23 protein-coding genes are annotated in these 20,582 nt (G+C 36.0%); 14 read left to right on the forward strand and 9 right to left on the reverse strand.

Annotated elements, in window-relative coordinates; translation table 11 throughout:
* The first annotated feature begins 128 nt into the window (after positions 1-128).
* The 10 genes from OM074_RS17470 to OM074_RS17510 all read left to right on the forward strand — a co-directional run bounded on the left by OM074_RS17470 (position 129) and on the right by OM074_RS17510 (position 9,253).
* A complete protein-coding gene (locus OM074_RS17470; protein ID WP_301201833.1) occupies positions 129-1,598 on the forward strand; it encodes a glycoside hydrolase family 130 protein in 1,470 nt (489 codons plus the stop codon).
* Positions 1,599-1,783: 185 nt separating this feature from the next.
* On the forward strand, positions 1,784-1,945 hold the full coding sequence (locus OM074_RS17475; RefSeq protein WP_301201834.1) for a hypothetical protein: 162 nt from the start codon (positions 1,784-1,786) through the stop codon (positions 1,943-1,945).
* A 26-nt stretch (positions 1,946-1,971) separates the two neighbouring features.
* Positions 1,972-2,400: an Hsp20/alpha crystallin family protein gene (locus OM074_RS17480; RefSeq protein ID WP_301201835.1), complete on the forward strand. Its 429-nt coding sequence runs from the start codon at positions 1,972-1,974 to the stop codon at positions 2,398-2,400.
* A gap of 114 nt (positions 2,401-2,514) precedes the next feature.
* Positions 2,515-3,381, forward strand: coding sequence for an SPFH domain-containing protein (locus OM074_RS17485; protein WP_301201836.1), 867 nt, complete (start codon positions 2,515-2,517; stop codon positions 3,379-3,381).
* A gap of 173 nt (positions 3,382-3,554) precedes the next feature.
* Positions 3,555-4,028: a universal stress protein gene (locus OM074_RS17490; RefSeq protein WP_301201838.1), complete on the forward strand. Its 474-nt coding sequence runs from the start codon at positions 3,555-3,557 to the stop codon at positions 4,026-4,028.
* Between the two features lie 262 nt (positions 4,029-4,290).
* On the forward strand, positions 4,291-4,440 hold the full coding sequence (locus tag OM074_RS21530) for a phosphoketolase family protein (RefSeq protein WP_363320294.1): 150 nt from the start codon (positions 4,291-4,293) through the stop codon (positions 4,438-4,440).
* Between the two features lie 119 nt (positions 4,441-4,559).
* Positions 4,560-4,997: a hypothetical protein gene (locus tag OM074_RS17495; RefSeq protein WP_301201839.1), complete on the forward strand. Its 438-nt coding sequence runs from the start codon at positions 4,560-4,562 to the stop codon at positions 4,995-4,997.
* A 45-nt stretch (positions 4,998-5,042) separates the two neighbouring features.
* The gene (locus tag OM074_RS17500) at positions 5,043-7,514 is read left to right on the forward strand and encodes a plasma-membrane proton-efflux P-type ATPase (protein WP_301201841.1); all 2,472 of its coding nucleotides are present in this window, start codon (positions 5,043-5,045) and stop codon (positions 7,512-7,514) included.
* A 132-nt stretch (positions 7,515-7,646) separates the two neighbouring features.
* A complete protein-coding gene (locus OM074_RS17505) occupies positions 7,647-8,120 on the forward strand; it encodes a hypothetical protein (RefSeq protein ID WP_301201842.1) in 474 nt (157 codons plus the stop codon).
* A 38-nt stretch (positions 8,121-8,158) separates the two neighbouring features.
* Complete coding sequence (locus tag OM074_RS17510) at positions 8,159-9,253, forward strand: cation:proton antiporter domain-containing protein (protein ID WP_301201843.1); 1,095 nt, start codon at positions 8,159-8,161, stop codon at positions 9,251-9,253.
* Here the strand turns inward: OM074_RS17510 and OM074_RS17515 are convergent.
* The gene (locus tag OM074_RS17515; RefSeq protein WP_301201844.1) at positions 9,232-10,209 is read right to left on the reverse strand and encodes an IS1595 family transposase; all 978 of its coding nucleotides are present in this window, start codon (positions 10,207-10,209) and stop codon (positions 9,232-9,234) included. The two genes, OM074_RS17510 and OM074_RS17515, sit on opposite strands and share 22 nt — an antisense overlap.
* A gap of 163 nt (positions 10,210-10,372) precedes the next feature.
* Between OM074_RS17515 and OM074_RS21630 the strand changes: the two genes are divergently transcribed.
* Both OM074_RS21630 and OM074_RS17525 read left to right on the forward strand, forming a co-directional pair.
* On the forward strand, positions 10,373-10,621 hold the full coding sequence (locus OM074_RS21630) for a lyase family protein (protein ID WP_244826086.1): 249 nt from the start codon (positions 10,373-10,375) through the stop codon (positions 10,619-10,621).
* 85 nt (positions 10,622-10,706) lie between these two features.
* Entirely contained in the window at positions 10,707-10,898 is a 192-nt protein-coding gene (locus OM074_RS17525; RefSeq protein WP_212219518.1) for a cold-shock protein, read from the forward strand.
* A gap of 49 nt (positions 10,899-10,947) precedes the next feature.
* Here OM074_RS17525 and OM074_RS17530 read toward each other — a convergent pair whose 3' ends face one another.
* From OM074_RS17530 to OM074_RS21635, 8 genes are all read right to left on the reverse strand, one after another.
* Complete coding sequence (locus tag OM074_RS17530; protein WP_301201847.1) at positions 10,948-11,961, reverse strand: glycosyltransferase family 4 protein; 1,014 nt, start codon at positions 11,959-11,961, stop codon at positions 10,948-10,950.
* Positions 11,962-12,026: 65 nt separating this feature from the next.
* Positions 12,027-12,956, reverse strand: coding sequence for a glycoside hydrolase family 130 protein (locus OM074_RS17535; RefSeq protein WP_301201848.1), 930 nt, complete (start codon positions 12,954-12,956; stop codon positions 12,027-12,029).
* A gap of 6 nt (positions 12,957-12,962) precedes the next feature.
* The gene (locus OM074_RS17540; protein WP_301201849.1) at positions 12,963-15,281 is read right to left on the reverse strand and encodes a glycosyltransferase family 4 protein; all 2,319 of its coding nucleotides are present in this window, start codon (positions 15,279-15,281) and stop codon (positions 12,963-12,965) included.
* 231 nt (positions 15,282-15,512) lie between these two features.
* The gene (locus OM074_RS17545; RefSeq protein WP_301201850.1) at positions 15,513-16,292 is read right to left on the reverse strand and encodes a sensor histidine kinase; all 780 of its coding nucleotides are present in this window, start codon (positions 16,290-16,292) and stop codon (positions 15,513-15,515) included.
* A 30-nt stretch (positions 16,293-16,322) separates the two neighbouring features.
* Positions 16,323-16,673 (reverse strand): cupin domain-containing protein, encoded by a 351-nt coding sequence (locus OM074_RS17550; RefSeq protein WP_301201851.1) that lies wholly within the window; start codon positions 16,671-16,673, stop codon positions 16,323-16,325.
* Positions 16,674-16,758: 85 nt separating this feature from the next.
* Entirely contained in the window at positions 16,759-18,246 is a 1,488-nt protein-coding gene (locus tag OM074_RS17555) for a B12-binding domain-containing radical SAM protein (protein ID WP_301201852.1), read from the reverse strand.
* 212 nt (positions 18,247-18,458) lie between these two features.
* The gene (locus OM074_RS17560; RefSeq protein WP_301201853.1) at positions 18,459-18,998 is read right to left on the reverse strand and encodes a helix-turn-helix domain-containing protein; all 540 of its coding nucleotides are present in this window, start codon (positions 18,996-18,998) and stop codon (positions 18,459-18,461) included.
* A 164-nt stretch (positions 18,999-19,162) separates the two neighbouring features.
* On the reverse strand, positions 19,163-19,408 hold the full coding sequence (locus OM074_RS21635) for a TOTE conflict system archaeo-eukaryotic primase domain-containing protein (RefSeq protein ID WP_435873445.1): 246 nt from the start codon (positions 19,406-19,408) through the stop codon (positions 19,163-19,165).
* A 72-nt stretch (positions 19,409-19,480) separates the two neighbouring features.
* On the opposite strand from OM074_RS21635, the gene OM074_RS17565 reads away from it, so the two are divergent.
* Both OM074_RS17565 and OM074_RS17570 read left to right on the forward strand, forming a co-directional pair.
* Entirely contained in the window at positions 19,481-19,756 is a 276-nt protein-coding gene (locus tag OM074_RS17565; protein ID WP_301201854.1) for a helix-turn-helix domain-containing protein, read from the forward strand.
* A 17-nt stretch (positions 19,757-19,773) separates the two neighbouring features.
* A partial coding sequence (locus OM074_RS17570) for a type II toxin-antitoxin system HipA family toxin (RefSeq protein WP_301201855.1) occupies positions 19,774-20,582 on the forward strand: 809 nt, incomplete at its 3' end.

The following is a 20,582-nucleotide window of genomic DNA, read 5'->3' on the forward strand; positions in this document are numbered from 1 at the left end:
TTGCTACTCCAAATTACCAAAACATTCGATTTCCACTCCTAACATTTAAATAGTAATTACCAGTGATAAATGTAATTAAACAATGTTTATATCCAATAATTGCAGTTACCTTTACTAAAATTTAGATAATGTTAGTATCCGTAATTAGAAAAAATATCACATTCAACCCAGATCCAAGTCGAGTAATAGCTCGATTTCTGTTTACAGAAGAACAAAGGGCTATCAATACTATACGTTTTGTAGTAGACATGAATGAAGATGAGGCCTCCTTTGCATTAAAGCAAACCCTTAGAGACTATTCGATGCGTCATCGGAACATTTCTAAAATATTTGAGAAGCATTTTAATCGAATTAGGCACCTGTTGCCTCTTATGAATGTATTACCAGATACGATCGGGTATTCCAAAAAAATTCTCATTGGATCCTATTTTACCATGGAATATTCAATAGAATCAGCTGCTTTCTTTAATCCATCAATGGTAGAGCATCCTGACCAGAGCGAAATTAGTCCCGGAGCAAAAAGAGTTATATTTAGTTTCAGGGCTACAGGGGAGGGACATATTTCATCAATAGTTTTCAGAACAGGAATTATTGATAAAAACAACAAGTTGACGCTTGAGCCAATTGGCAATTTGCTGGAAGAAGCGGAACATATCCGTCGTCACACATATAATAAAAGCTTGTTTGCCCATAAGTTGGATGAAATGGAAGTACATGGAATCATTCCGCCTGCGTTAATTTTGGATAAACTAAAAGAAGAATTTACTTATGGCGAACTTCGAAAATGTATAGAAGATGCCCGTAAAGCTGTTCATTTAGCGTCTGATAAAGAATTTCTTTTCAATCAAATCATTTGGCTGGCATCATCGCATTACGAACTTCAGTTCTCGTTGGATACGAATATATCGGAACGAGTGATTTTTCCGGTTTCAGCAAATGAAAGGAACGGTATTGAAGATGCTCGTTTTGTTAAGTTTGTTGATGACGACAACACAATTAAATACTACGCCACCTACACTGCGTATGATGGAGCCACTATTTTGCCAAAATTGCTGGAGACCGAAGATTTTTATCACTTCAAGGTAATGCCCTTACATGGCGAGATTGCTAAAAATAAAGGGATGGCACTATTCCCACGAAAAGTAAATGGTAAATATGCCATGCTTTGCCGAATCGACGGATTTAATAATTACATTGCTTTCTCAGATAATATAACTGTATGGCGTGAGGCCCAGCTATTACAACAGCCAAAATATCCATGGGAGCTAATCCAAATAGGTAACTGTGGGTCACCTATTGAAACTAAAGATGGGTGGCTGGTTATCACACACGGAGTAGGTCCTATGCGCGAATATGCTTTAGGAGCAGCCTTGTTTGATCTTGAGAATCCTGAAAGGGAAATAGGACGATCAAAAACCCCTCTTCTAATTCCAAATTCTGAAGAAAGGGAAGGCTACGTCCCTAATGTTGTCTATTCTTGCGGATCAATTGTACATAACGATGATTTGATTATTCCATACGCTATGTCAGATTACGCATCTACTTATGCCTATGTTAATCTAAATGAACTTCTCAATGAATTAAAGGGTTCAAAATAATCAATTTCAAAGATCCATTTTTTTGTTTCACTGAACCTTTCTAAGATTCAATCTTTTTCCTTATTCCCATATACGCCCTCTAAAAAGTGTGAATGATGTAAATTATTTGCAGAGTTATGTAATGCTTTCTTTTTTAAGTCAACATAACTTTATCAAAGAGTTTTATATACAAAAGATAAGGAATCATGAAAAATTCACTTTATGTTATTGCAGCATTATTGCTGGTAATTTGGGGAATCATTTTTTGGGGATTTAATTCCTCAGGAGCTGTTCATTTAATACTTGCAGTAGCGGGTTTAATCATACTTATCAGGCTTATTTTTGGTAAGCAATTATCGAGTAAATAATTTATTTAATCTTAAAAACAGCGAAAATGTATCCAAAACTAAAAAATCCAACATTATTTCCTGCTTGGACGGATAACTTTTTCTCCAGTCCAATGTGGCCAAATGAAGAATCTTACGTGGGGGTATCAATACCTGCAGTGAATGTTAAAGAGACTATTGATGAATTTGATATTGAAATGGCAGTACCAGGCATGGAGAAAACAGACTTCAAACTTGATATTGACCACAATGTACTTACCATCTCATCTGAAAAAATATTAAAAAAAGAAGATGACAATGAAAAGTTCACACGTAGGGAATTTAGTTACACATCCTTTAACCGTTCATTTACATTGCCAACCAGTGTAGATGAAGAGGCTATTAAAGCTACGTACAAAGAAGGCATTTTAATTATTAATATTCCCAAAAAGGAGGAAGCAAAGGAAAAAGGTCCAAAACATATCGAAATTGGATAAATGGCAAAGGGTGTCTTTAAACAGGCACCTTTGTTAGAGTTCGACACTCTTATTTTGGATGAAATGGTTGGGATTGCTGAAAATTTATAAACAGAAATAAAAAGGAAAAATATTATGAATTATTATTTATTAATGATTCCGGTTGTAATTATTTTCTTTGCAGGAATCAGAATTGTAAGGCCTACTCACCGTGGGCTTATTGAGAGGCTTGGAAAATATCATAGTTTTGCCAATCAAGGATTTCACTGGATTATACCACTTATCGACAGACTCTATCTGGTAAATGTAACCGAACAAATGATAGATGCAGAGCCACAGGAAATCATCACAAATGATAATTTGAATGCCAGTGTTGATGCACAGGTTTACTTCAGGGTGAAAGCTGAAGAGGAAAATGTTAAGGAATCAATCTACAATGTAAACGACTACACCTGGCAGATTGTGAACCTTGCTCGTACAACACTGCGTAATATCATCGGCACACTGACACTTAAATCGGCCAACAGTGAACGTGGAAAAATTAACGATGCTCTATATAAAACTCTGCATGACGAAACCAAGAGTTGGGGTATTAACATTGTACGCACCGAGTTGAAAGAAATTGACCCGCCAAAAGATGTGCAGGAAACGATGAATAAAGTAGTAAAAGCTGAAAACGAAAAAATAGCAGCCATCGATTCGGCTACAGCAGCTGAAACAGTAGCTGATGGCGTGAAACGAGCTAAAATTAAAGAAGCTGAAGGTTATAAGCGCGCTAAAATCCTGCATGCAGAAGGAGAAGCAGAAGCTATAAAGCTGGTAAACGAAGCTGCCGACAAATACTTTATTGGGAACGCTCAAATGTTAAGAAAATTGGAGGCATTGGAAGCATCCTTAGGAAACAATGCTAAAATAGTTATTCCAACAGGTTCTGAATTAGTGAATATTATCGGAGATATGGCAGGATTACTTCCGCTTGAAAGAAAACACAAAAACGATTAGGATGTAACATAGGTGAAATCTTGAATAACTTAAAAAATTCGTTTGCAATATAGAAATGGTAATTATTCAAAATCAGGAAAAATGAAACAACCGTGATAAAAGTTTTCTCACATGCGAGGATGATTATTTTTTTGGGAGTTCCATCTGATATTTAAACGACTAAATATAAACGAATGAAAAAGGTATTAATTGCTTTGGATTATGGACCTACTGCGCAAAAGGTAGCGGAAGTGGGATTCTCAATGGCAAAAGCCATGAATGCTAAGGTTATATTATTGCATGTAATAATAGATCCGGTTTACTATTCTACTCCAGATTATTCTCCGATTATGGGCTTTACCGGTTTTATGGACGTGAGTCCTTTGGAATTAAATAGCATTGAAACACTTCAATTGGCATCGGAACATTATCTTGAAAAAATGAAACAACACCTTGGTGACAAGAACATCCAAACAGTCGTAAAGGAAGGTGAGCAAGCCGAAACGATCATAAAGGCTGCAACAGACTATCATGCTGATATTATTGCTATTGGTTCCCACAGTCATAAGTGGTTAGCAGAAATGCTCGTTGGAAGCGTAACTGAGAAAGTTTTAAAGCAATCTTCTATACCGCTTTTCATTATTCCAACGAGAAAACAAGAAGGATGAACTTGATACTTCATCTGTAAGGATGATTCTATATGGAATGAATGATTTACCAAAGCAATGTCATTTTGCTACTGTTTTTATTCCAGATAGATAAGTGCTTAGTACCCCAATTATCCTCATCGTAAAGTTGACGCAATACTAAATGTGAAAGATGCAGAAGTAATGCAATAGATCAAAGTGGTTTAGAGACTGTAGTAATGGTAACAGAAATGTTTAGAAGAGTTTTGGGATTGCAAATGATGTTATTGTGTGAATATAATACTTGAACAACTTATCAATACGTTCCATTACCACCTACTTTGACATGCCCGTTCTCAGCAAGCTTGACAGATTTCATCTGGTTCAGGATGTAATCAATAGGATACCGGATTTGGGCAATAAGAGAGCACACCTCAAGGCTTATGCAGGATGAACCTGTCAAACACAAGCAATACAATGAAAAATATGGTCTGGATATGCCTGAGATATTTAACTGAAAATGGAATGATCCAATATGAAAATGCAAAGCGCTCCAACTTAAAAACACCTGACATGAAAATATTTAAACGTCTTACAAACAAGCAAACAGATGCATTGTTAAAATACCCTGCATATATTTCAATTCTGGCGGCAAGTCTTGATGATACCCTTGATAAAGCCGAAAAAAAAGCTGCCATTGAATTTGCACATATAAAAACATTTACCTCCGATCCGCTTCTCACGAAATTTTATTTGGAGGCGGACAAAGTCTTTCGAAAAAATCTGGAACAACTCGAAAACGAACTGCCGAAAGATAAAATTAGCAGGGAGGCAGCTATCAAAAAGGAATTGGCAAATCTTGATAAAATACTAAAAAGGCTGGGGAAAAAGTACGTTATTGATGTGCATCAAAGTATGAAATCATTTAAAGATCATATTTCAAGAGCACATCACAATGTCCTGATTGATTTTATCTTTCCCATACCCATACCTGGATTGACGGATGGGTAGAGGTAATTCCATAATATAAAACAGCACATTAATCGATTGTGAAGTATGAAACCAAATACAAAGAGTAATAGAGATGCCGATGCAAATTCCAATGTAGCAGACGATATTACGTCTCTTTCTGTATCCGAATTGATGAAAAAACTGGGTTCTTCACAGGAAGGCCTTACACAGGCCGAAGCAACAAAAAGGCTGTCTCAATACGGACCCAACGAGATAGAAGAAAAGAAAACCAATTTATTACTAAAGTTCCTCACCTATTTTTGGGGCCCTATACCTTGGATGATTGAGGCAGCAGTAATCTTATCAGCAGTTGCCAGGCATTGGCCTGATTTTTTCATTATCCTTATTTTGCTAATCGCTAATTCAGTAATAGGATATTGGGAAGAACATGAAGCAGGCAATGCTATTGAAGCCCTTAAAGCCAAACTGGCTGTAAAAGCAAGGGTGAAAAGGGATGGAAAATGGGTCAATCCATCAGCATGTGAACTGGTGCCTGGTGATATTATCCGGTTACGGTTGGGAGATATTGTTCCTGCAGATGCTCGTTTGTTGGAAGGAGATTCCATTGAGGTCGATCAATCTGCATTAACGGGCGAATCACTTCCCACAACACGTAATCCTGGTGAAGCTTTATATTCCGGATCAGTTATTCGCCGTGGTGAGATTGGGGCTCTGGTTTATGCTACCGGTACAAACACCTATTTTGGCAAAACAGCACAATTGGTGCAGGAAGCGCATACTGTCAGCCATTTTCAGAAAGCGGTATTAAAAATAGGCAACTACCTTATTTATCTCGCAGTTACTTTGGTGGCAATAATTATTGCAGTAGCCATTTATCGTGGCGACCCGATTTTATCCACCTTGCAGTTTGCTTTGGTACTCACCATTGCAGCAATACCGGTTGCTATGCCGACCGTTTTATCGGTAACGATGGCAGTTGGAGCTCGCTTACTGGCGAAAAAAGAGGCCATTGTAAGTCGATTGGTGGCCATTGAAGAACTGGCCGGAGTTGACTTGCTTTGTGCAGACAAAACCGGTACCCTTACCCAAAATAAATTAACGCTGGGTGATCCTTTCTTTATGGATAATATTACCGGTGGCCAGGTGATCTTGAATGGGGCATTGGCATCGCGAGCCGATAATAATGATTCCATTGATCTGGCAGTACTTGGAGGTCTTAAAAATAATGATGAATTGAATAACTATGAAGTGGTTCATTTCCAACCTTTCGATCCGGTACACAAGCTCACAGAAGCTACTGTTAAAGATAAAGATGGCAAGAAATTTAAAGTAACCAAAGGAGCACCGCAAGTAATTCTTGAATTGGTTCATAATACCGATCAAATCAAGTCTGTTGTGGATGAGGCCGTCAATGAATTTGCAGCTCGTGGATTTCGCTCATTGGGTGTTGCCCATACCAATGGAGAAGGCAAATGGCAGTTCGATGGAGTGTTGCCTCTGTTCGATCCTCCAAGAGAAGATGCAGCGGAAACAATCGCTATTGCACTCAAAATGGGAGTTAAAATTAAAATGGTTACAGGCGATGCATTGGCCATTGCTCAAGAAACTGCCCAAAAATTGGGTATGGGCTCGTTAATTTATGATGCCAGAGGATTGGGTGATTCAAAACGAGTCGAGACTGAAGAAGTGGCCACGTCTATCGAAAAGGCCGACGGTTTCGCGCAGGTATTTCCCGAACACAAGTTTCACATTGTAGATGTGTTGCAAAAAATGGGTCACATTGTTGGTATGACAGGCGATGGCGTAAATGATGCGCCTGCATTAAAAAAAGCCGATTGCGGTATTGCAGTCTCCGAAGCAACCGATGCCGCCCGGGCTGCTGCATCTATTGTACTGATGGCTCCGGGCCTGTCGGTAATTATTGATGCCATTAAAGAAAGCCGCAATATATTCCAGCGAATGAACAGTTACGCCATCTACCGTATAACCGAAACACTTCGCATTTTGCTATTTATGACTTTATCAATACTGGTATTCAATTTTTATCCGGTAACAGCCGTCATGATTGTGATGCTGGCCCTTCTAAACGATGGCGCCATCCTGTCAATCGCCTATGACAAGGTTAAATACAAAGATCAACCCGAAGCATGGAATATGAGAATGGTGTTGGGTATTTCAACAGTGCTGGGTGTAATTGGTGTGATCTCCGCATTTGGTTTATTTTATCTGGGTGAACGTGTTTTTCATCTCGGCCGCGAACACATCCAAACCTTAATGTATTTGAAACTCTCAGTTGCAGGTCACCTTACCATCTTTTTAACCCGAACACGTGGCCCATTCTGGTCTATACGACCTGCCCGAATTTTGTGGATTGCCGTAGTCGGCACCCAAATCATATCAACTCTGATAGCCGTTTATGGATTGTTTATGACTCCACTTGGCTGGGGCTGGGCACTGTTTGTTTGGGGGTATGCACTGGTTTGGTTTCTGTTCAATGATCGTTTGAAATTATTGGCATATCGGGTTATTGATCCCGGAAAAACAAATACACAATAGCTGTGTAGTTAATCCTAATTTGTGCCTTAAAGGTGTGAATGTTGTAATATATATTTGAAGTTGTGTAACGCCTTTTGTTGAGCATGGAGGTAACTTGGGTAAATATTGAATACTAATTTAAAAAATAATACAATGAAAAACAAAGTATTAAAACACCTGACAGTTATTGGTTTTGTTAAAGGCGAAGATTTAACCAAATGCGAATCTTTAGAGAAAAAAATGGATGAAGCAAAGGAGAAGCTAAACTATGCCAGAAAAGAAGTTGATGAAGCCAAACAAAAACTAATTCTTGCAAAAAAAGAACTTAGTGAATCAAAGAAAAAACTTGATATTGCTCTTGATGAATCCCTTGAGAAAATTGAGAAAGAGAAAGATATAGTACCCGGTGGAATTTTGTTTTCAAGGGGTTTCAGTACCAATGCTATTAAAAATAAATACGAAGATGCAATAGCAGAATTGGAATTAAAAAAGAACGAAATAAGCAAAAGAATCGAAACGTATAAAAATGATGGTTCTGAGAAATGGGATTCTTTTAAACAGAAACTCAACCATGATATGGAAGAACTGGGAAAGGCTTTAAAAAGTTTTACTGTATATAATCAGTAAATTATGTCTTAAATAGTATTTAAAAATCAAAACGTGATATGATTTTTGCAATTCTCATTGATCCTGTACTTTCCAAATTTGTCATACTGTCAATGATTATTTTGGTTGTAGGTTTTTTGCTCAGGGTAATTAAACAGCCCTCTATCGTAACCTACTTAATTGTAGGTGTTTTGGTTGGGCCATACGGTTTTAGGCTTATTACTGATGAGCTTTTAATCACCAATCTTGGGTCACTGGGGTTGGTTTTGTTATTATTTTTTGTTGGAATGGAAATCCATCTGCCAAATCTAATTACAAACTGGAGAGTGTCCGTTTTGGGGACCTTAATTCAGATAGGTGTAAGTATAATAATTGTGTGGTTTCTGAGTGCAACTTTTAATTGGAAAATCAATCAGGTTGTTATGCTGGGTTTTGTTATTAGCTTAAGTAGTACAGCTGTAATAGTAAAACTCTTACAAGAACGAAACGAATTAATGACAAAAGTGGGTCAAAATGTGCTTGGTGTACTTATCGCCCAAGATATTTTAATTGTACCTATGCTTATCATTATGAGTTATATGGGAGGAGATAAGCCGCATATAACTGAAATGCTAAAACAGTTAATTGGCGGTGTATTGATTATAGGCATAATCATCTATATTCTTAAAAAGAAGGAAATTAAACTCCCCTTCATGAAATATATTGAAAAAGACCATGAAGTGCAGGTGTTTGTTGCTTTTACGTTATGTTTTGGGTTCTCGATATTAACAGCGTTTTTTGGCTTGTCATCAGCATTAGGGGCATTTATTGCAGGCATTATATTATCATCAACCAAATCGATACAATGGGTACATGACAGCTTGCATGCTTTTAAAATAATGTTTGTTGCTTTATTCTTTGTTTCTATAGGGATGTTAATTGATTTGCAGTTTTTAAAAGAGAATGCATTTACCATTGGTTTACTTGTGCTCATTGTTTTTATTGTTAATAATTCCATTAATGTTTTGACCATGCGTATTTTTTGTAAAGATTGGAAAACAAGTTTTTATACCGCCGCATTGCTATCACAGATTGGAGAATTCAGTTTTATTTTAGGATCATCAGGTTATTATTCAGGTATTATTAAAATTGGCTATGTCACAGTAAAAGGTTGAACTTTATAAAGAGAAGCTTTCTTTCCTCTTAATAAAAGGATTTCAGGTCTAATGTCAGAGGCAAACTCGTCAAGTTCTCTAAACCAGGATAAATAATTCTCTAAGTATTTTGTGGCTACCCCATGAAAGCGATATAACCATTCTTTAAGGCGACTGTGGTAGGCATTCACATTTTGTATGTGGACTATATCTTTTATTATCCTTATGCCCTTTGACAAGTTTAGGCAACCATGTCTATAGCCTTTTTCCTTAATAAACTTCTTATAGGTAGATTTCCCATCGCTACAGAAAAGAATGTCAGAACTCACTTTATCTTTTAAATAATCCTTTAAGTTATTCCCTGTGAAGTTCTCGAAAATATGATCTATAGTGTTTGCTTGTCGATCTCGACAAACTAAAACACAGACTTGCTCCTTGCTTAAGCCTCTTTGTGATGCTTTCCCTCCCCGTTTACGCGGTTTTCTATTTAGTTTTTTGTTTCCCTTCTCTGATTTTAGGAAATAGGTCTCATCCGCTTCAATAATACCGCTTAGCTTTTCTGGAGCAACAGATTTTGCATTGGCTAAAAAGCGATGCCTCCACCTAAAAGATGTATTACGATGTACATTGCATTTCATTGCCGCTTTTCTAACGCTGATTCCAGAAACTAAACAGGAGGAATATTCTAACCATTGCTCTTTTTTACGCAATCTGGAAAGGGGGGTGTTAGTAAGACTATTATAAGTTCTTTTGCACTCCTTGCATCGATACCTTTGTAACCCACTTCGCTTTCCCCATCGTTGTTTTTTCTGGCTTTTACAATGAGGACAACTAAGTTCTTGAAACGGAGTTTCTATATTTGCTGCCACTTTATTGGAAAGTTCAATTGATTGCAAACTTTCTTTTAAACGTCTAAACTGGTCTGAATTCAATCTATCGACCTGTAATAGTAGTTTGTGGAATGTTCTTGCTTTCATAGCTATTGGTTTTTTACCAAGTTATGACCAAATCAGATAGTTGTCAACCTTTAAGAATGACATAGCCTTAAAATTTACGACTACCAATTAGTAATTAGTGCTATTGCGCTTACCTTGTTTCTAAGCCCATTTTGGATCAATCTGTCGAGGAAAATTATCGGGGGTGGAGGGTAATCAAGTTGTAGTTTATAGCAATAACAAACCAGGGGCATCGATAATGCCGGGTAAAGTCAATCCCAAACAAGTAGAGGCTGTCACAATGGTTTGCTTTCAAATATTGGGCAACGACACAACTATTTATACGGCCGGTTCAGGCGGCCATTTCGAATTCAATGTTTTTAAACCGGACATGATAAGTGAAATTTTAGGGTCTACTACTCTTATGGTAATTGTTGGCCATGTATTTAAATAGAAGCGTTAAATCATTGACTAATATTAAAATTAAAGCTAATTTGTGGATAATTAGTTTTTTTTATTTAGCGAAATTTATTTTAAAAATGAACAAAGGAACAGTGAAATTTTTCAATGAAACGAAGGGATTCGGATTCATCAAAGATGCAGATTCAAACAAAGAATATTTTGTGCATTCATCAGGTATAAAGGATAGTATATCGGAGAACGATGAAGTAACTTTTGATTTGCAAGAAGGAAAAAAGGGATTAAATGCAGTTAATGTTAAACTAGCATAGTTTATATAACCATTTAAAAATCTTGAGTCCCGCAATTTGCGGGACTTTTTTATATAATTCTGAGAATTTTTTCATATACCGTCAAATAACCTTCTATCATTTTATGACGACTAAACAAAGAAGATGCCCTAGCGTAGCAATAATGCCGATTAATCGACTCTACATTTGTTACAGCATCAACAGCTTCAGCTATGTTAGAAACAAGGAAACCTGTTTTATTTTGAAGAATTAATTCAGACATGGAGCCAAGGTTAAAAGCAATAACAGGAGTGCCGCAAGCCATGGCTTCAACCACACTCAATCCGAATGGCTCCGCAAAATGAATAGGATGTAATAAGGCAAAAGCTTTACTTAGAATTCGTTGACGGTCTTTTGGGCCAGAATTTCCCACATATATTATATCATCATTGTTTATATATGGTTTCACATTTTGATCAAAATATTCCCGATCCTGTATTAAACCGGATATGATTAGTTTTCTTTTTGCTTTTTTAGCTATTTCTATCGCCTCATAAGTTCCTTTATCGGGGTGAATTCTGCCAAAAAAAAGTAAATAGTCATCAGGTTCACTATTGAAAGTAAACTCTTCAATATTAATTCCGTTATACACAGTCGCAATATAATCAAGTTCTGGATGTCGGTCAGAATCACTTATGGAAACATAATGAGTAGTATGGTTGTATTTTTTATATACCGGAATGATTTTGGGAGACGAAAAGCCATGGATGGTTGTGACCATTGGTGTTTTAATTAAATTTGAATAGGTAAGGGGTAAAAAATCAAAATTGTTATGAATGATGTCGAAACTATCAGCTTGTTCCATCAAATTACTGATGTGAAGGCATTCTGCAACTTTGGGATCAACAGATGAATCTTCGGCATAGGGTGTCTCGATTACCGATGACAATTTTCCTTTCGTAATGGAATTACCGGTTGCAAATAATGTTACCTCAATTCCTTTTTCAATCAGTCCCTCTGCAATATTTGAAGCGACTTGCTCCCAGGGTCCATATTTAAGAGGTGGTGTACGCCATGCTATGGAGGATAGAATTGCTATTTTCATTGTTTCAGTTTTAAAGTTGTTAGCTACAGTAATCAGTTACTGCGGCTACTGCCACAATCATTGATTCAACCCATGGCTGGTCTACTATTGTTCAAGCAATGGTCGACTAATACATCAATATTTGCAGTTCCCACACACATGACTGTATCAGCTCCACCCCAATAAATTTTCAGGTTGCCGTCATCTTCTAAAACTGCACCACAACAAAAAACTACATTGTGTACATAGCCTGATATTTCATAATCTTCTTCAGGTTGGAGAATCCATTCGTCTCCAACAGCAATAATTACAGATGGATCCAACAGGTTGTGCAAAGCTGCACCCAGGCGGTATACACAGCCGTCCATTGTAGGAAAAACGCCATGATATATATGTAACCAACCATGAGGTGTTTTTATGGGTGGTGCTCCCGGACCAATTTTCATCTCATCCCAATGGTATTGCATGGGTTTCATGATAAGTTTCGACTCGCCCCAATATTTTAAATCAGGCGAATACGATATCCAGATTGACCATGGCGATATCTCCGAATGAGGACGATCCAGTCGGGCGTATAATCCGTTAATTTTTTCAGGGAAGATGACTACGTTTCGATAGTCGGCTTCAGTAATTAATGAAAATCGCTCAACGGTTTTAAAATCTTTAGTTTTTGCCAGCCCAATTCGAACCCCATGTTTTGAATAGGCACTATATGTAATCAAATATTCACCATCGATTGATACAATGCGGGGATCTTCTATTCCATAGGTTTCATATTCTTTAAAAATTCCCTTGGTAGCCGGCACCATAAATGGCTTATCATCTACTTTAAAGTTGTAACCATCTTCACTGTCGGCTATTCCCAATATACTACGCCCATTTAGCTTATGTGACCTGAATATCATGATATATTTACCGTGGTGCTTAACTACTGCAGCATTGTGTACTGTTGCTACCGGATAAGGCACATCCATCTTTGTAAGAATAGGATTATATTGATATCTGGTTATTAGCATTGGTTATTATGAATTAGATTGCCAGGCTCTTTTGGGGCTTTGTGGCAATTGACCATCATCTCTTACATCAGGATTTTCCTCATTGCTTTTAATATCGATGGTGTGAAACTCTTCGTAAGCCTGTAAAACAGTTAGATGGGAAATTAAATACGCCAACGAACTTTCAGCACCCTGATTACGGTTTACACCATAACTTTCAAAGCCATCGCAACAACCGTTGGTCTCAAAATCGTACAAACTCATTCTTAAATCGTTCTCACCTAAGAACCATAAAAATGAGATGTACAGTTTGCTCAGGTATTCCTTGTCTTTTGTAACAATAAATGCCTGATGGTACATTAAAACCATGGCCATAGCATCGATGGGTTGTTGCGCAAACACTGAGCGTTCGCCATCTTTTTTATACCATTTTTCATTGCCAATTACTGACAGGTAATTTTCATTAAGTGTGTGTGCGGTTAGAAATTGCATTGAGTTTATTGCAACCTCCAATACTTTATCTTCGTTCAGAATTTCGGCAGAGTGTAACAGTGCCAGTGGCAATATACCATTATCATAAGCCAATAATGATTCAAACCAATGCCAATCTGTAGTTTCGTTTTCGTCATAGTGCTTAATTAGCTTGTGGGCCATATTTCGTAACCTTTCCGTCATGGAATCATCTGATGGATTCGATCTAAGATAATAGCAAACACCAATCATGGTATTTGCAATGCTACGTATGGATTTTAAGTTTTTAAAGTTAGGTGCAGCATTAAAAAACACTTCTCTTCCGGTTTGATAATAGGCATCATTGGGTGCGTTTCCGAGTAAGTACCCCAATGCCCATATTGTTCGGCCAAATGAATCTTCAGAACCTATTTCGTCGAGATAATGTCTGCTAAAGCTTAAAAAGTTTCTGAACGTGCCATCCTTATTTTGCATATAGTGGATATAGCTTAAATAAACAGGAGACAATTCAATTGCCCTGGAGTCTTTTATTTGTTTGTGCGCCATTAATACCATCAGTAAAGCACGGGCATTGTCGTCGAGGCAGTAACCTTCTTTAAGATTTGGGATGCCAAATTTTGCATGCTGAATAATACCCGTGTCATCAGTTAATCTATTGATGTGTGCCATTGAAAAAGGTGGCAGAATAAGCAGATCCATTATGGTATCCTTATTTACTATTTTCTCGACTTTCTGGGTTAATGCCTGATGAGCTACTCTCAAATACTTCTGGCCGATTTTTGGCCATGTTATTTTTTGTCCGTATGCCCTGGCGTTACTTTTAAGCAAATTTAATTTTTCAGGATGGTCAAACAGTTCTGTTATAATGGAGGAAAGTTCCTCTGGATCATTAAAGTTAAAAAGTCGGCCTCTGTCATCGGCTAATAGTTCCTCGGCATGCCAATATGGTGTGGATACTACTGCTGATCCAACTCCAACTGCATAGGATAATGTACCACTGGTAATTTGTGCTTCGTTTAAATAAGGTGTAATATAAATGTCGGTAGCCGACAGATATTTGAACAGGTCTTTAATATCCAAAAATTCATTTAGAAAAACGACATTATTCTCAAGTTTTAGGTTTTTAACAAGACGCATTAAAAAAATACGGTATTCTTCGCCCGAGTGCCTGACAACATTGGGATGAGTTTTACCTAAAATCAAATAAATAACATTCGGATGCCTTTCGATCACTTTTGGCAACGCTTTTATTACTGTTTCAATGCCTTTGTTACGTCCAATAAAGCCGAAAGTCATTAGTACTTTTTTGGTGTCAATTTTTAATTCTTTTCGTGATATCTGACTGTCAAATTGTAAGTTAGGGACACCGTGGTCAATGAATTCAATCTTATCAGCAGGTACCTGATAAATTTCGACCAAAAATTCAATGGCCTTATGACTCATCACAACGATTTTACTGGCCATTTTACAGATTTCCTGTAAAACTGCTTTCTCATTATAGGAAGGTGTTTTGAGAATAGTATGTAATGTAACTATAAGAGGGACTTCAAGCCGATAAAGTAAAGGTAATATATAAACACCACTCTGGCCGCCAAAAATGCCAAATTCGTGTTCGAGTATGCAAAGGTCAGCCCCGCTTAAGTTGATTAATTTTACAGCTTGCAAATAATCTTCCTGTCTGTTTTGTCTAATAATACCTTTTACTTCATCGGGGTATTCATATTCATTTGGAAAATCACTTAATGCGATAACAAACCCTTCGTTTGAATCGTTTCCATTGTCAGGATTATTAACCATTGAGTTGAACAAATCATTTGTAAATGTTCCAATACCACATTCTCTGGGAGGGTATGTTCCTATAAATGTTAATTTCATTTTTATCCTCTTTTCTTTTTAAATTGATACATGCAATACTTAACTATAGAGAATTAACCCATAGAGTGAGAGAAATACCTGAGTTAGACTTCGCTTTTTTTGTTTTTTTTTCTGCGCTTGGCTTCTCTGGCTAACCGCTTCTCTTTTAGTGTTTTTTCGGGTGCTTTCTTGTTGTTTTTTTTACTATCTTTTTCTTTTGACATGATGTTTGTTTTTAGTTTAAATTTATTTTTATGGTTTTCCCAGAGGTAAAGTAAATTTAAACTCACTTCCTTTTCCTGGTTTACTTATTATCCATATTTTACCATTGTGAATGTCTATAAACTCCTTACAAAGTGATAGACCAAACGCAGTTCCTGTTTCACTATTTGTGCCTGGCAATGAGTTGTTTTTGCCAGATTCAAAAAGGATATTACTTACTTCATGTTCCATTCCAACGCCATAATCTTTAATCGTAACTTCAAGAAACCTATTGTTCTTACTCAATGTACTTATGTCGATCTTTCCGTTGGCATGTGAGTACTTAATGGCATTGCTAATTAAGTTTCTCAATATGCTTTTAACCATGTTCTTATCAGCAAACAATTTTATTTCAGAAAAAACAGGTAGAGTAATTTTGATATCTTTCAGCGATGCAAATAATTCAAGATTATTAGTCTCTTCAATCAGGATTTCTTTTAAGTCAATAATTTCAGGTTGAAATGAGTTATTATAGTTTTCAGCCAAAGCCCATATAAGAATACCATCAAGTAGTTTCATTGTTTGTTCAGCAGATTTTAGAGCGATTTCAATATATTCTTCAACCTTATTTCTATTCCATTCAAATGCACCTTCTTTTAACAATCCTAAAAAACTTATCATGGAACTCATTGGTGATTTAATATCATGCCCAATTATTGCTATAAGCTTCTTATTGTCGGCAATGATTTTTTTTTCTTTAATCTCAATTTGCTTTGAAAACTGATGGTTTGATATAACTTCTGAATGATTAATAAGCTTTAGCTCTTTCATGATTCTTCATTTCATTAATATAAAATCCTTTCAAATTTGAACTGCTTCATAACCGCTCTTAATGGTAGTTGAAATCATTTTAAACCTCTGGTTTGCTATAATATTATTTGATGTATGAGCAGGGATTATGATGCCTTCACCGGTTTTCAGTATGTTTTTATTTTCGTCAATTACTACTTCTGCTGTACCTTCAATAATTTGAATGAACGTATCGAAGGGCGATATTTTTTCTGCAAGAGCTTCTCCGGTATCAATAGCTACAACACTTACATTTCCGGTGGTTTTTCTTATGATGGTTTTTGTTACCACCGAATTCGGAACATATTCTATTATTTCAATTAAAATATGCGATTTTGATTTTTCCATTTCAGTGGTTTCCATACGCTTTGTTTTGAATTAAAGGTACTTTAAGCAATAGAACCATGTGTTATACTATTGATGGTTTAATTTACATCATTCACACCTTTTACCGGGATTGTCTGAGTCCATATATTGTTCTGAAATGATATCCATAAATAGTAAACGTTATTGCATCCGAGAATAATCCCGGCTTGTTAAATAGTGTCCAGATTAGTAATTTCCAATACTCAATTCTTCCTTTATTTACAATCCCAATAACATACATCGATTTTAAGAAAGCATTTATAAGAGAGAAATTGATTTTATTTCGCCTTTTGTCAAGCCTATTGTAATTCATCAACAATCGTCGGAGTCTTTTATAATAAGGTTTAGCTGCGTATATATTATGAATTATTTTTTTATATCCGTCCAATAATTCATCCAGATCCATTTTGGGTATAAAATTCATTGATGAATCGGTATTGTTACCCGTTGCTTCAGTGGTCAATCTGTTTTCGGTTTCCAACCTCTTGTATAAAACTGTGTTTTTTGGGGCATTTAATAGTCCAACCATGGCCGAAACAATTCCACTCTTTTGAATAAAATCGATTTGCCGCTGAAAAACACTGGGGGTATCACTGTCAAAGCCTACAATAAAGCCTCCTGATACCTGTAGTCCTGAATTTTGTATTGCTCTTATGGACTCCAGTAAATCGCGATTTTTGTTTTGCACTTTATTACACGTACGAAGCGCTATTTCATCGGGTGTTTCAATCCCAATAAAAGTTGAGGTAAAACCTGTTTCAATCATTAAGGACATTAATTCTTTATCATCAGCCAGATCAATTGAGCTCTGAATATTAAAGACAAAAGGATACTGATGCTTGTGCAGCCATGTTTTTAATGTTGGTAAAAAATGTGTCTTAATTTCCTTTTTATTACCTATAAAATTATCGTCAACAATCGAAACAGGGCCTCGCCAGTTTAGTTGATATAATGCCTCCAGTTCCTTTATTGTTTGACTGGTGTTTTTCATTCTTACCTTGTGACCCAGAAGAGACGTAATTTCACAAAAGTCACATGAAAAAGGACACCCTCGCGATACCTGTATGTTCATAAAGACATATTTCTTCAACTCCAACAAATGATAATCAGGTACAGGCGAAAGGGATAGATCGGCATATTGATCGGTTGTATATATTCTTTGGGGCTGCCCTATAGACAAATCTGCAAGAAACAAGGGTAATGTTATTTCAGCCTCATTTAAAACAAAATGATCAATGAGAGGGTAGTTTTTGTATTCCTGGGTAAAAAGTGGACCGCCGGCAACAATTTTTTTCTTATGTTTTACACATTCTGAAATAGTTTTTTTGACAGATTCTTTTTGAATATACATAGCACTGATGAATACATAATCGGCCCAGACAACATCCTTTAAATCTAGTTCAGAAACATTAAGGTCGATCAGTTTTTTCTGCCAATTGGTGGGTAGCATTGCCGATACGGTAATCAATCCAAGAGGAGGAACAGCAGCTTTTTTTGAAATAAACTTTAACGCATGCTTGAAACTCCAAAAGGAATCGGGATATAGTGGATATACAAATAATATTTTCATGCCTATTTTTCTAGCGTTGATTTGTTTAATTGCATTGGAAAAATAAGTTTTGAGTAAACTATTGAGGAAGAACTGGCTATAAATGAAGTTTAAGATTTTAGCCAAGTTGTAAAATTCTCTAATGCATTAAAATTGCTTCAACTATTTAAAGTTAAAGTTCGTGAAACAATAGAATTAAGGCGTTATAGAATTCTAATAAAAAATTACATCATTCACACATTTTCGAGTGTGTCACGCCTTTTATTTTTAAGATCCTTAAAATGGGAAGGGGTAAGTCCTGTAATTTTTTTAAATTGATTTGACAAGTGTGCCGCACTGCTGTAGTGCATTTTATAAGCTATTTCGGAAAGAGTTAGTTCATCATAAACAATGAGTTCCTTAACTTTTTCAATTTTATGTGTCAAAAAGAACTTTTCAATAGTTATCCCTTTAACTTCTGAGAATAGATTAGCCAGATATGTATAGTTATGATTAAGTTTTTCACTAAGGTAGTCAGATAAGTTTACTTTTATTTGATCATCAGTATAATGTACCAGTTCAATAATAGCAACTTTTATTTTTTCAACCAGAATACTTTTTTTATCATCCATCAATTCCAGTCCTGATTTTCTCAAAATGTGATCTAGTTTCTTTAGCTGATCATCAGATAGATTCTCAGTAACATTTGCTTCGCCTATATTGACATAAATATAGTTTAAACCAAGCTTTTCCAGTTCACTTTTAACCACCATTTGGCAGCGTATGCATACCATATTTTTAATATATATTTTCAATATTCACATATTAAAACTGAATTATCTAAATTTAGTGATTATTAGCAAGTATATAAAGTAGCAAGTATCAAAGTTTTATAATTTCGATTTCAAAGTTATTAAATGAGGCTCTTAGGTATAATGTTATAAATGCTTTTCTTATCTTAATTTAGGTAGTGGTTTTTAAAAAATGATCCAAACATGAGCATCTTTACCAGATTATGAACTTTCAATATATGCAGAAGTGCTATATTCATTACATTTTTTTTTTGAAAGAGTACGAATTCTTCCTTCCAGTTTTCTTTATCAAAGTCTGTAACTAAAAACCAGGAGGTGTTATTTTCTAAGAGAGGATAGATACCGATAAAATGATTGCCTTCAACTGATATAATCGAATTAACAAATATCATGCTGTAAAGTAGTGGTTAATATATTAGCTATATGATAAAAATATGGCTATATTTGTCTAATATATTAGCTATATGTATTCAATTAATCCAACACCTCATGAAATTGGTAAGGAACTGGCCAAACGCCACAAAGCCTTGCGTAAACAATTAAAGTTATCTCAATCAGTTATGGCAGAGAGATCTGGTGTCTCTTTAGGGAGCTTAAAACGTTTTGAAACTACTGGACAAATATCTTTGGAATCATTACTTAAGTTAGCTCACCTTCTTGATAGGCTGGAAGATTTTAAATTAGTTTTCCAACCCAAAGAAGACTTAGGCAATATTGAGGATCTTTTTTCGACTAAATAGTAGGTAAAGAAATTGTTATGGAAAATATCAAAAATATTTTAGTGTCTTTGGAGCTTGAGGGCCAAAGTTATGAGGTAGGGGAAACGGTAAGGGATAATCGAACAATCTACTTTCGCTATAATGCTGATTTTTTGAAATGTGGTCTCAATATTTCACCAATTAAGCTGCCTTATAATAATGAAATCAATTCCACCGGTTCAGAACCCTTTGATGGGCTGTATGGTGTTTTTAACGATTCGTTACCTGATGGTTGGGGAAGGTTGTTGTTAGATCGTTCCCTTGCATCGAAAGATGTAAATATGCAAAATATAACTCCATTGGATCGCTTGGCTTACGTTGGTGATAAGGGGATGGGTGCTTTATGTTACAGACCAAAGTTTGATGAAGATGTTGCAATATCATCTGAAATTGAACTGGATATGATAGCCCGGGAAATGGATCATATTTTAAAAGGAAGTGATTCTGATATAATTGAAGAGCTATATACTTTAGGTGGTTCTTCCGGTGGGGCACGTCCTAAAATATTTGTTGGGTATAATAATGTCACCAAAGAATTAATGCATGGTCATCAAAAACTGGCAGAAGGTTTTGAAGATTGGCTGATTAAATTTCCATCATCGTCAGACCCTAAAGAGATTGCCAATATTGAATACGCTTACCATAAGATGGCTTTAAAAGCCGGATTGGTAATGAGCGATTGTAAACTATTCACAGGACGCTCGGGACAAACATACTTTGGTACAAAACGCTTTGACAGAATAAAAGAGAAAAGAATTCACATGCATACTGCAAGTGGATTGATGCATGATAATTTTAGAATGAGCAC

Source organism: Plebeiibacterium marinum, from assembly GCF_026013615.1.
Taxonomy (GTDB): domain Bacteria; phylum Bacteroidota; class Bacteroidia; order Bacteroidales; family Marinilabiliaceae; genus Saccharicrinis; species Saccharicrinis marinus_A.